General features: G+C 78.0%; 11 protein-coding genes. 3 read left to right on the top strand and 8 right to left on the bottom strand.

The genetic code is table 11. The annotated features are described in order from the left end of the window. From ACYVG5_RS11420 to ACYVG5_RS11400, 5 genes are all read right to left on the bottom strand, one after another. Positions 1-850: GTPase (locus ACYVG5_RS11420; RefSeq protein WP_460683188.1), on the bottom strand; the 850-nt coding region annotated here is incomplete at its 3' end. Next, positions 847-2547, bottom strand: coding sequence for a GTPase family protein (locus ACYVG5_RS11415; protein WP_222047269.1), 1701 nt, complete (start codon positions 2545-2547; stop codon positions 847-849). The genes ACYVG5_RS11420 and ACYVG5_RS11415, both read right to left, overlap by 4 nt. Before the next feature lie 164 nt (positions 2548-2711). Next, positions 2712-3659, bottom strand: a complete 948-nt coding sequence (locus ACYVG5_RS11410) for an FAD-dependent oxidoreductase (protein WP_222047270.1) — start codon at positions 3657-3659, stop codon at positions 2712-2714. Next, on the bottom strand, positions 3656-4315 hold the full coding sequence (locus ACYVG5_RS11405) for an HAD hydrolase-like protein (RefSeq protein WP_222047272.1): 660 nt from the start codon (positions 4313-4315) through the stop codon (positions 3656-3658). Before ACYVG5_RS11405 ends, ACYVG5_RS11410 begins: the two co-directional genes overlap by 4 nt. After that, positions 4312-5043 carry a cobalt-precorrin-6A reductase gene (locus ACYVG5_RS11400; protein ID WP_222047274.1) on the bottom strand — a complete coding sequence of 244 codons (732 nt, stop codon included), beginning with the start codon at positions 5041-5043 and terminating at the stop codon, positions 4312-4314. Before ACYVG5_RS11400 ends, ACYVG5_RS11405 begins: the two co-directional genes overlap by 4 nt. Positions 5044-5069: 26 nt before the next feature. Between ACYVG5_RS11400 and ACYVG5_RS11395 the strand changes: the two genes are divergently transcribed. Continuing rightward, a complete protein-coding gene (locus tag ACYVG5_RS11395; RefSeq protein WP_222047276.1) occupies positions 5070-6164 on the top strand; it encodes a cobalt-precorrin-5B (C(1))-methyltransferase in 1095 nt (364 codons plus the stop codon). Between the two features lie 44 nt (positions 6165-6208). Here the strand turns inward: ACYVG5_RS11395 and cobM are convergent, their stop codons facing one another. The 3 genes from cobM to def all read right to left on the bottom strand — a co-directional run bounded on the left by cobM (position 6209) and on the right by def (position 8943). Further along, positions 6209-6949 (bottom strand): precorrin-4 C(11)-methyltransferase, encoded by a 741-nt coding sequence (cobM, locus tag ACYVG5_RS11390; protein ID WP_222047278.1) that lies wholly within the window; start codon positions 6947-6949, stop codon positions 6209-6211. Between the two features lie 136 nt (positions 6950-7085). Beyond that, positions 7086-8306: a precorrin-6y C5,15-methyltransferase (decarboxylating) subunit CbiE gene (cbiE, locus tag ACYVG5_RS11385; RefSeq protein ID WP_222047280.1), complete on the bottom strand. Its 1221-nt coding sequence runs from the start codon at positions 8304-8306 to the stop codon at positions 7086-7088. A gap of 79 nt (positions 8307-8385) precedes the next feature. Next, the gene (gene def / locus ACYVG5_RS11380) at positions 8386-8943 is read right to left on the bottom strand and encodes a peptide deformylase (RefSeq protein WP_222047283.1); all 558 of its coding nucleotides are present in this window, start codon (positions 8941-8943) and stop codon (positions 8386-8388) included. A 39-nt stretch (positions 8944-8982) separates the two neighbouring features. Here def and ACYVG5_RS11375 point away from each other — a divergent pair, with 39 nt between their 5' ends. Both ACYVG5_RS11375 and yczR read left to right on the top strand, forming a co-directional pair. Next, on the top strand, positions 8983-9918 hold the full coding sequence (locus ACYVG5_RS11375; protein WP_460683187.1) for a cobalamin biosynthesis protein: 936 nt from the start codon (positions 8983-8985) through the stop codon (positions 9916-9918). A gap of 255 nt (positions 9919-10173) precedes the next feature. Further along, positions 10174-11622, top strand: a complete 1449-nt coding sequence (gene yczR / locus ACYVG5_RS11370; RefSeq protein WP_222047287.1) for a MocR-like transcription factor YczR — start codon at positions 10174-10176, stop codon at positions 11620-11622. Positions 11623-11687 lie beyond the last annotated feature (65 nt).

Genomic DNA, 11687 nt, shown 5'->3' with positions numbered 1-11687 from the left:
GCCGCCCTCGCGGCGCACTGCGCTCACCGGTGCCGCAGTGCGCCGCGAGGGCGGCGGCCGCCGACCGCGCGTCGGCGGCCAGCCGGTCGGTGGCGGCCCGGCGGGCGGCCACCCGGCGGGCCAGCTCCGCGCGCAGCTCGGGCAGCCCCTGACCGGTGCGCCCGGCGGTGGCCAGCACGGGGGTGGCGGCCAGGCCCTCGGCGTCCAGCAGCCGGCGCAGGTCGGCCAGGCAGGCCCGGGCGGCCGGCTCGTCGAGCCGGTCGACCTGGTTGAGGACGACGACGAGCACCCCGGCGTGCCCGGCCAGCGGGGCCAGGTAGCGATCGTGCACGGCGGCGTCGGCGTACTTCTGCGGATCGAGCACCCAGACGAGCACGTCGACCAGCTCGACCAGCCGGTCGACCTCCAGCCGGTGCTCCAGCCGGACGCTGTCGTGGTCGGGCAGGTCGAGCAGCACCAGCCCGTCGAGGGCCCTGCTCTCGGGGCTGTCGGGCTGCTCGACGCGGTGCCGGAGCGGCACCTGCAGCCAGTCGAGCAGCCGGTCGGCCCCCTCGGCGCCCCAGACGGTCGCGTGCGCGACGCCGGTGGTGGGCCGCCGGACGCCAGGGCTGCTCACCTCGGCACCGGACAGCGCGTTGAACAGCGTGGACTTCCCGCTGCCGGTGGCGCCGGCCAGCGCCACCACGGTCGCGTCGCCCAGCGCCTCGCGGGCGCCGGCCTTGGCCAGCATCGTGCGGGCCTGCGCGACCTCCGGTACCTCCAACCGGTCCTCGGCGATCTCCACCGCCTCGCGCAGTGCGGCCAGCCGGTCGGTGAGCGGCAGCTCGCGGCGGCTCTCGCGGAGCCTCATGCGCCGGCCCCGCGGGCGGCGGCCAGCGCCGCGACGGCGGCGCGCAGCTGCTCGGCGCTCTGCACCGTCGGCCCGGCCTCGTCGACGAGGGTGCGGAACCGTTCCTGCTCGTCGCGCAGCAGCTGGTCGGCGCGGCGGTCGAGGTCGGCGCGGGCCTCGGCGGCCAGCCGGCGGACGGCGGCGTCGCCGAACACCGCCTCCATCACCCGCTGCCCGATCGCGGTGGTGCCGCCGGCGACGGCGAGCTCCGCGCCGCTGAGCCCGGCCGTCGAGGCGAAGACGGCGACCATCACCACCGCACCGGCCCCGTTGACGCCCCAGGACAGCAGCCGGGCCTTCGACCGCTTGTCCGCCCCCTGGTCGCGGACCAGGTCGAGCACGGTGCCCTGCCAGTCGCGCACCGCGTCGGCCGCGGCGCCGGTGAACGACGGCGAGACCCCCTCCAGCTCCTCCTCGCGGCCCGCCAGCAGCGACCGCCCGCCGGGCAGCCCGCGCCAGGCGGCCACGGTGCGCTCGGCGGCCCGGTCGGCCTCCGCCCGCAGCAGGGTCTCCACGCCGGACTCCAGGGCGCCGGTCAGGTCGTCGGCCGGGGTGCTGCGGCCGGTGAGCGCGGCGGTCACCCGGTCGCGCAGCCGGCCGACCGAGGCCTGCAGGCCGCGCATCCACTCCCCGGTGCCGACGAACTCCTGCCAGCGGGCCAGCACCTCGCCGCGCAGCAGGCTGCCGTTGGCCACACCCTCGTCCACGCCGGCCCGGGCGGCGACGTAGGCGGCCTCCGCGGCCGCCTCGAGCGCACCGGCCGCGGCGTCCTGCTCCTCGACCGCCGCAACGATGCCGCGGACCCGCTGGTCCAGGCTCTCCAGCGCGCCGGCCAGCGTCTGCCGGACGACGGCCGCCCGCTGCTCCTGGTCGGCGGCCAGCCCGTGCAGCCAGCCCCGCAGCGGCGCCACCTGCTCGGCCGGCAGGAAGCCGTCGGTCAGCGGCCGTTCCTCCACCACGAACAGCCGGGCGCCGGCCAGCCCGGCCCGCTGCAGCATTCCGGCGAGATCCTCCGCGACCTCGCCGGCCGCCTCGGACGGCACCCGGTCGAGGACCACCGCCAGCGCGGTGCCCCGCTCCTGAGCGGTGCGCAGCAGGTCCCAGGGCACCGCGTCGGCGTACCGGGCGGCGGTGGTGACGAAGATCCACAGGTCGGCGGCGGCGAGCAGCTGACCGGCCAGGTCGCGGTTGGCCTCCACCACCGAGTCGACGTCGGGTGCGTCGACCAGGGCCAGGCCCGCGGGTATCGCCTCCGTGCTGACCAGCCGCAGGCTGCCCGGCCCGGCCTCGCCACCGGTGGTGCGGGACAGCCCGGGCAGCACCCGGTCGCCGGAGAACTGGGCGCGGTCGGCCGGCGCGCAGACCAGCACCGGGGCCCGGGTGGTGGGCCGCAGCACGCCGGGCGTGGTCACGGCGGCGCCGATCACGCTGTTGACGAGGGTGGACTTGCCGGCCCCGGTCGATCCACCGACGACGGCGAGCAGCGGGGCGTCGAGGTCGCGCAGCCGGGGCAGCAGGTAGTCGTCGACCTGGTCGACCACGCCCCGGGCCGCGCGCAGCGCCTCGTCCCGGCCGGGGACGGCCAGTGCCAGCGGTGCCTCGGCGACCCGGTCGCGCAGCAGCTGCAGGGCGTCCGGCAGCCCGGGAGGGTCGGTCATGCCCGGTAGGTGCCCGGCCGGAGGGCTGCTCACCCCTGCGTCGGCCCCAGCCGGGCGGCGGCTCCGACGTCGAGCCGCCCGACCGACCGGTGAGCCGGCTCCTGCCCCGGCTCGACGGTCGCCCGAGCGGCTCCACCCCGCGGCACCCTGCGGCGGACCGGAGCTCAGCCGCCCGCGGCCAGGGCGGCGACCGCCTCGGCGCACCCCCAGGACAGCGTCACCCCCGAGCCTCCGTGGCCGTAGCAGGCGATGACCGGTACGGCATGGCCGGCGACGTGCTCCAGCCGGACGGCGTCCCGGCCCGGGCGGAGCCCCACGGCGCGGGACAGCACCGGCTGCCCGACCAGGGCGGGCACCAGCTCGGTGGTGCGCCGCAGGATCGCCCGCTCGGTCTCCGGGTCCGGTTCGGTCACCGCCGACCCGACCTCGGCCACGCCGCCGCAGACGACGTCGTCCCGGCGGGGGACGACGTAGGTGAGGCCGTCGGGGTGGTCGTCGTCGATCACCCACGCGGTGAGGCCCGGGTTCGCCAGGCGCACCACCTGCCCGCGGATCGGGTACATCGTGTCGTCGCCGAGGAGCTGCCCCGACCGCAGGCCCGCGGCGACGACCACCAGGTCGGCGGCGGGCGCCAGCTCCTCGACCGAGCGCACGCTGCGGCGCTGGAACCACACCCCGGCGTCCGCGCACCGGGCCCGCAGCCAGGGCAGGTAGCGGGACATCGTGACGACCGGCAGCGTGGCCCGCACGCCCCCCAGCGCACCCGGTGGCAGCTCCGCCGCGGTCGCCCCCCGCGACGCGGGCACCCCGGCGGCCCAGGAGCGGTCGACGTCGGGCCGCCGCTCGACGACGGTGCCCTCCCGCAGGTCGACGCCGGCCGCACCGTCGGCGGCCAGCTCCGTGAAGCGCGCCAGCGACCGGGTCAGCCAGGTGGCCAGCGACGGTGACCCGCTGCGGTAGGGGAACCACACCGCGGCCGCGACCGCGGACACGGTGTCCGCGCCCTCCCGGTCGGCCACCACGGTCACCACGTCGCCACCCGCGGCCAGCTGGTGCGCGAGGCTGAGCCCCAGGACGCCGCCACCGATGACCGTGACCCGCCGCCCGGTCACCGGGCCCCCGCCGCGAGCCGGTCCAGCGCCGCGGGCACCTCGGCCGGGGTGCCGGCCACCACCGCCGCCCCGGCCGCCACCAGCTCGCCCTCCGGCGCCGGCCCCCAGCCGGCACCGATGCACGGCAGCCCGTGCACCCCGGCGCCCCGCACGTCCTGCGCGCGGTCGCCGACCAGCACGGGCTGCCGGCCGTCCGGGTGCGCGGCCAGCGCGGCGGCGACCACCTGCTCCTTGTGCCGCACGGACCCGTCCCACGTGGCGCCGTGCACGCTCGCGAACGCCGGCAGCAGGCCGACGTGCGCCAGGATCCGGACGGCGAAGTCCTCGGGCTTGCTGGTCGCCACCGCGAGGGTCGCCCCACCGGTACCCAGCCGGGCCAGCAGGTCGGCGATCCCCGGGTACACGGTGGCCTGGAACATCGCCCCGGCCGAGTAGTGCGCCCGGTAGGCGCGCACCGCCCGGACGACGTCGTCCCCGCCGATGCCGAAGGCCGCCTCGAAGCCCTCCTCCAGCGGCGGCCCGACCATCGAGCGCAGCTGCTCCGGCGTCGGCTCGGCCAGCCCCAGCTCCGCGACCGCGACCCGGATCGACGCCCAGATGCCCGCCACGGAGTCGACCAGCGTTCCGTCGAGGTCGAACAGCACCAGCCTCGTCATCGCCGGAGCACCCAGGTCACCGCGTCCTCGACGGTGGCCACCGCCGGCATCCCCGGCGGCAGCGGCGGCCGGCGCACCAGCACCACCGGCAGCCCCAGCTCCCGGGCGGCGGTCAGCTTGGCCTCGGTCATCTGCCCTCCGGAGTCCTTGGTGACGACGACGTCCACGGCGTGCGCCCGCATCAGCGCCACCTCGTCGGCGACGCTGAACGGCCCGCGGGCCAGCAGCAGCGTCGTCCCGGCCGGGAGCGGGTCGTCCGGCGGGTCGACCGCGCGGACCAGCACCCGGCCCGGCAGCGCGGCGAACGCACCGGCACCCTGCCGGCCGGTGGTGACGAAGACGCTCCGGCAGCCGGCGACGGCCTCCGCCGCCCCGGCCAACGAATCGACGAACCGCCAGCTGTCCCCCGGCCGGGGGGTCCAGCCGGGGCGCTGCAGCCGGAGCAGCGGGGTGCCGGTGGCCGCGGCCGCCCGGGCGGCCGAGCCGGTGATCCGGGCGGCGAACGGGTGGGTGGCGTCCACGACCGCCCGCGGCCGGTGCCGGGTCAGCCAGTCGGCCAGGCCCTCCGGGCCGCCGAAGCCGCCGATCCGCACCTCGCCGGCCGGGAGCACCGGGTCGGCCACCCGTCCCGCCAGCGAGGAGAGCACGTCGACGCCCGCCGCCAGCAGCTCCCCGGCCAGCCGCCGGGCCTCCCCCGTGCCGCCGAGCACCAGCACCCGGCCGGTCATCTGGACGCACCACGGAGGATGTCCCTGTGAGCAGGGACGGCAGCAGCGGGCTGCGCCACGGGTGGACGACCGGCGCCTGCGCGACCGCCGCCACCACCGCCGCCTACACCGCGCTGCTCACCGGCGAGTTCCCCGACCCGGTGCAGATCGACCTGCCGAACGACCGGCACCCCTCGTTCGCCCTCGCCCGGGAGTCGCTGGGCGCCGGCGAGGCGACCGCCGGCATCGTCAAGGACGCCGGCGACGACCCCGACGTCACCCACGGCGCCCTGGTCTCCGCGCGGGTCACCCTCGGCCCGCCCGGCAGCGGTGTGGTGTTCCGCGCGGGGAACGGCGTCGGGACGGTGACCAAGCCCGGCCTGCCGCTGCCGGTCGGGGAGCCGGCGATCAACCCGGTGCCACGCCGGCTGATGACCGGGCACGTCGCCGCGGTCGCCGCCCGGCACGGCGGCACCGGCGACGTCGTCGTCGAGGTGTCGGTGGCGAACGGCGCGGAGCTGGCCCGGAAGACGTGGAACCCGCGGCTGGGCATCCTCGGTGGCCTGTCGATCCTCGGGACGACGGGCGTCGTCGTCCCGTACTCCTGCTCGTCCTGGATCGACTCGATCCGCCGCGGCGTGGACGTCGCCCGCGCCGCCGGTCATCCCCATGTGGCCGGCTGCACCGGCTCCACCAGCGAGAAGACCGTCCAGCAGCTCTACGGGCTCCCCGACGACGCGCTGCTGGACATGGGCGACTTCGCCGGTGCGGTCCTCAAGTACCTGCGCCGCCACCCGGTGCCGCGGCTGACCATCGCCGGTGGCATCGGCAAGCTGACCAAGCTCGCCGACGGCCACCTCGACCTCCACTCGGCCCGTTCGCAGGTGTCGTTCCCGGCGCTGGCCGGGCTGGTCCGCGACGCGGGCGGGGCGCCGGGGCTGGTCGAGGGGGTGCTGGGCGCCAACACCGCACTGGACGCGCTGCAGCAGTGCGCCGCCGCCGGGCTGCCGCTGGGAGATCTGGTCGCCGCCGGCGCCCGCGAGACCGCGGCCGGGGTGCTGCGGGGCGCGCCGGTGGCGGTCGACGTGGTGGTGATCGACCGGGCCGGCACGATCGTCGGCCGCGCCCCGGCTCCGTCGTAGGGGCCCGCCGCGAGCCTGCGAGCGGTGGGGGGCGACGGGGTCCTTCATCGTTCCCGGGTGGTCGAGTAGAGGTGGCTGTCCGGGAACTGTCCGGCGCTGAGCGCCCGGCCGACCACGACCACCGCCGTCCGCCGGACCCCGGCCTCGCCCACCTGGCCGGCGATGTCGGCCAGCGTGCCGCGCAGCACCAGCTCGTCCGGCCGGCTGGCCTTCGCCACCACCGCGACCGGGCAGTCCGCGCCGTAGTGCGCGGCGAGCTCGGGGGCCAGCTCGTCGAGCCGCTGCACGGCCAGGTGCAGCACCAGCGTGGCGCCGGTGGCCGCGTACGCCGCCAGCGTCTCCCCCGGCGGCATCGGGGTCGAGCGCGCCGACGTCCGGGTGAGGACGACGGTCTGCGCGACCCCCGGCACGGTCAGCTCCCGCTTGAGCGACGCGGCTGCCGCGGCGAACGCCGGCACCCCGGGCACGACGTCGTAGGGCACCCCGGCGGCATCCAGCCGGCGCATCTGCTCGGCCATGGCGCTGTAGACCGACGGGTCGCCGGAGTGCAGCCGGGCGACGTCCAGCCCGGTCCCGTGCGCGGTGACCAGCAGGTGCGTGATCTGGTCCAGGTCGAGGTCGGCGGTGTCCACCAGCCGGGCGCCCGCCGGGGCGGTGTCCAGCAGCTCGCGCGGCACCAGCGCACCGGCGTACAGGCAGACGGGGGACGACGCGATCAGCCGGGCCGCCCGCACCGTGACCAGGTCCGCGGCCCCCGGCCCCGCCCCGATGAAGTGGACTACCACTCTGCGATCCTCTCGGATCGCACCGCGGTCAGGTGCCGTGCCCCTGAGGCGCTGAGCCGTTGCCGCCGTCGCGTCGGGGACCCTTCGGGCCCGCCGGCGCGCCGCCGAGTCGCCTCCGGCGACGGTGTCCGTAGCTTCACCTCACCACGCTCCAGATGGTCACGGGCATGGCCGGTCTCCAGCCGGTGAAGCCGCCGACGGGCTGGGCGTGCGCGACCGACAGCCGGGTCAGCGACCCGCCGCAGCGCGCGTGCCACCCGGCCAGCACGGCCTCGCTCTGCACGGTCACCGCGTTGACCACCAACCGGCCGCCGGGGGCGAGGGCCGCCCAGCAGGCGTCGAGCAGCAGCGGCGTGGTCGCGCCGCCACCGACGAAGACGGCATCCGGCTGCGGCAGCCCGGTGAGCGCGTCGGGCGCGCGCCCCGCCACCACCCGCAGGTCCGGGACGCCGAGCCGGGTGGCGTTCGCCGCGATCCGCCCGGCCCGCACCGGGTCGGACTCCACGGCGACCGCCCGGCACGAGGGGTGCACCCGCATCCATTCGATGCCGATCGAGCCCGCGCCCGCGCCGACGTCCCAGAGCAGCTGGCCGGGCAGCGGGACCAGCCGGGCCAGCGTCACCGCCCGGACGTCGCGCTTGGTCAGCTGCCCGTCGTGCGCGTAGGCGTCGTCGGGCAGCCCCGGGACGGTCGGCAGCGGCACGGTGCCCGGATCGGCGACCACCTCGACCGCGGTGATCACCAGCGCGTCGGTCTCCGCGTGCGGCCAGTGCGCCGCGGTGCCGGTGAACGAGCGCTCCGCCGGGCCGCCCAGCTGGGCCAGCGCCACGATGCGGCTCCCGCCGTACCCGCCGGATCGCAGCAGCCCGGCCACCAGCGCCGGCGTGCCGGTGTCCGAGCCGAGCACCAGCAGCCGCCGTCCCGGGGTGGCGTGCGGGGTGAGCAGCTCGATCGGCCGGCCGACGTCGGCCACCACCGTGGTGTCCTCGACGGCCCAGCCGAGCCGGGCGCAGGCGAGCGTCACCGACGACGGGTGCGGCACCACCTCGACCGCGGCCGGGCCGAACAGCCGCACCAGCGAACCCCCGATCCCGGAGAGCATCGGATCACCGCTGGCCAGCACCACCACGCGCCGGCCGGGGTGCTCGGTGGGCAGCGCCCGGAGGGCCGGCACCAGCGGCGAGGGCCACGGCACCCGCTCGGCGACCACGTCGGCCGGGAGGAGGGCCAGTTGCCGGGCGCTGCCCCGCAGCACCTCCGCCGCCACGATGGCCCGCCGGCCTCGCGGGGAGAGCCCGTCCCAGCCGTCGGCGCCGATGCCGACGACGGTCACGGTCCAGCCCTCGGGCGTCGTCACGCCGCGTCCATGGGCGCGACTCCGACCTCGATCCGCTCCTCGCTCGCTGGCGCTCGCTGCGATGCTCCCTCGGGCGTCGTCACGCCGGCAGCTCGCCCTCCGGGCCGGCCGCCTCGGCCAGCAGCCGTTCCCGCACCGGCTCGTCCAGCCGGTCCACGTAGACGATGCCCTCGAGGTGGTCGACCTCGTGCTGCAGGCAGCGGGCAGCCATCCCGGTGGCCTCGATCGACACCGGGTCGCCGTGCACGTCCACGCCGTCCACCCGGGCCCGGAAGGCACGCTCCAGCTCGGCGTACGGCCCGGGCACGGACAGGCAGCCCTCCTCGGTCAACTCCACGGCCGGCTCCCCCTCGCCCGGCTCCAGGACGGTGAGCGTGGGGTTGACCGCGTAGCCGACGACGTCCTCGCCCTCGGCGTCCGGGCAGTCGATGACGAAGACGCGGGCGTCGACGCCGATCTGGTTGGCCGCGAGCCCCACCCCGTCGGCGGCGGCCATGCTGGCGAACATGTCCAGCACCAGGTGCCGCAGCCCGCGGTCGAAGACCGTCACCGGCGCGCACGGGTGGTGCAGGACGGGGTCCGAGCCGTACGTGACGATCGGCCGGGCGACGCCGTCGTAACGGCCGGGGAGGCGCATGACCGTCGATCCTAGGGACGCGTCCCTACAGTGGCCGCCATGTCCTCCGCCGGCGCCGCGGGCCTGGCCCTCGGCGCCGCGGCCGACCTGCTGCTCGCCGACCCGCGCCGTGGCCATCCCGTCGCCGGCTTCGGCGCCGCCGCCGGCGCCCTGGAGCGGCGGGTCTGGCGGAACTCCCGGCTGGCCGGGGCCGCGTACGCCGCCGGCTGCGTCGGGGCGGCGGCGGGGCTGGGGACGGCGGCGCAGCGGCTCACCGCGGGCCGGCCGCTGGCCCGGACGGCGCTCACCGCGGCGGCCACCTGGGCGGTGCTCGGCGGCACCTCCCTCGGCCGCGCCGCGACCGGGATGGCCGCCCACCTCGAGGCCGGGAACCTGCCGGCGGCCCGCGCGCACCTGCCGACCCTGGCCGGCCGCGACCCCCGCGGCCTGGCCGAGCCCGACCTGGTCCGGGCCACCGTCGAGTCGGTCGCGGAGAACACCTCCGACGCCGCCGTGGCCCCGCTGTTCTGGGGCGCGGTCGCCGGGGTTCCGGGCCTGCTGGCGTACCGGGCGGCCAACACCCTCGACGCCATGGTGGGGTACCGGTCGGCCCGGTACGCGCGGTTCGGCTGGGCGGCGGCCCGGCTGGACGACGTCCTCAACTGGTTCCCGGCGCGGCTGACCGCGGCGCTCACCGTGCTGGTCGCGCCGCTGGCCGGCGGCTCGGCGGGCGGCGCCTGGCGCACCTGGCGGCGCGACGGCGCGGCTCACCCCAGCCCCAACGCCGGCCGCTGCGAGGCCGCGCTGGCCGGCGCCCTCGGCGTCCGGCTGGGTGGCCGGAACGTCTACGGCAGCCGGGTGGAGGAGCGCCCGGCCCTGGGGGACGGCCGGCCGCCGGTGCGCGGCGACATCCGCCGGGCCGGCCGGCTCTCCCGGTCGGTGTGGACGGCGGCCGCGGCCCTCGCCGTCGCCGCCCAGCTGGCCCGCCGGGGCTGAGCCGGGCGCCGACGCAGGGCGCCACGGGGTTCCGGCAGCACCGGGAAGCCGGCCGGATCGACCGAGGCATGGCTGGCCGGCGGATCGGCCGGGCCGAGGCCGCCCCGGCGGGTGACCCGCAGGGTTTGCGCGGCCAGGGCACCGATGGCCAGGAGAAGGAGGACCAGGACGACGGACGCACCACCAGGAGTCACACCCGAACAGTGGCACCATCAGTGCTGGTCGATACCAGGCCACTACGGCATGGTGGACTGCATGCCACCGACCATGGAGCAGTCCACTCCGGCGCACGAGCTGGCCACTCTGGTCGGGCCGGTCGCCGACCTCGGCGCCCCGCGCTACGCCACGCTGGCGCGCCGCATCCGCGACCTGGTCTCGGCCGGGCAGCTCCCGCCGGGCACCCGGCTGCCCGCCGAGCGCGACCTGGCCACCGCCCTCGCGACCAGCCGGGTGACCGTCGCCTCGGCCTACCGGGTGCTGCGCGAGGAGGGGTGGGCGCGGACCCGACACGGCTCCGGCACGGTCACCGACGCACCGCGCGAGGCCACCCCGGCCCCTTGGTTCGGTCGCCCGGGGAGCGCCGGGATCGATCTCGCCCACGCCGCCCCGGCAGCGGCGCCCCAGCTCGAGGTCGCCTACCGCGCCGCGCTGGCACAGCTGCCGGCGACGACCGGCGGGCACGGCTACTTCCACACCGGGCTGCCCGAGCTGCGCGCGGCGGTGGCCGACCGCTTCACCGCCCGCGGACTGCCGACCGACCCCGACCAGGTCGTCATCACCGCGGGGGTCGGGGACGCCGGCTCGGTGGTCGCCGAAGCGCTGCTGCAGCCCGGCGACCGCGTGCTCGTCGAGCACCCGACCTACCCGGGCGCGCTGCGCGTCGTGGAGGGCGCCGGCGGGCGACCCGTCCCGGTCGCCGTGGACGCCACCCGCCCCGACGCCCTGGTCCAGGCCGCCCACCTCGCCGCCCGGCAGAGCGCTCCCCGGCTGGCCTACCTGGTGCCCGACTTCGCCAACCCCACCGGCGCCCGGCTGTCGGCGGCCGGGCGGCGCCGGCTGGCCGCCACGCTGTGGCAGCAGGGCGTGGTCACCGTGGTCGACGAGGTGGCCGCCGAGCTGTACCTGGACGACGGGGCCCTACCGCCCTACGCCGCCGGGGTGCCCGACGCCGCCACGGTCACCGTCGGCGGGCTGAGCAAGGCGGTCTGGGGTGGGCTGCGAATCGGGTGGCTGCGCACCGATGCCGCGCTGGCCGCCCGGCTGGCCACCACGCTGTCCCGCCGCCAGCTCTCCGTCGGGGTGCTCGACCAGCTGGCCGCCACCCTGCTGGTCCGCGACCTCGACGCCGTGCTCGACGACCGCCGCCGGCAGCTGCGCACCCAGCGTGACGCGCTGCTGGCCGACGTGGCCGCGGTGCTGCCCGACTGGCGGGTCCACCCGCCGGCCGGCGGCCTGTCGCTGTGGTGCGCCCTGCCTGCCGGGCTCAGCTCCGCGGGGCTCACCGCGGCGGCGGCGCAGTCCGGCCTGCTGCTGGCCGAGGGCCGCGCGTTCGGCACCGGGCACTCCTTCGACGACCACCTGCGCCTCCCGTTCACCCGTCCCCCGGCCGAGCTGCGGTCGGCGGCGGAGCTGCTGGCGACCCTCGCGGCGCGACTGCGCGGGGACGGCCGGCCACGGCCACCGGCCGCCCCGACCGTCGTCTGACCGGCGCTCCGGCCGGACGTGCGGTTCCCGGCCCGGCGGGAGTAGGTTGCCGGGCACCGAAGTGG

The sequence above is a fragment of the Modestobacter lapidis genome, assembly GCF_054780755.1.
The sequence above is the reverse complement of the archived record's forward strand: the minus strand, read 5'-3'. Positions and strand labels throughout refer to the sequence as shown.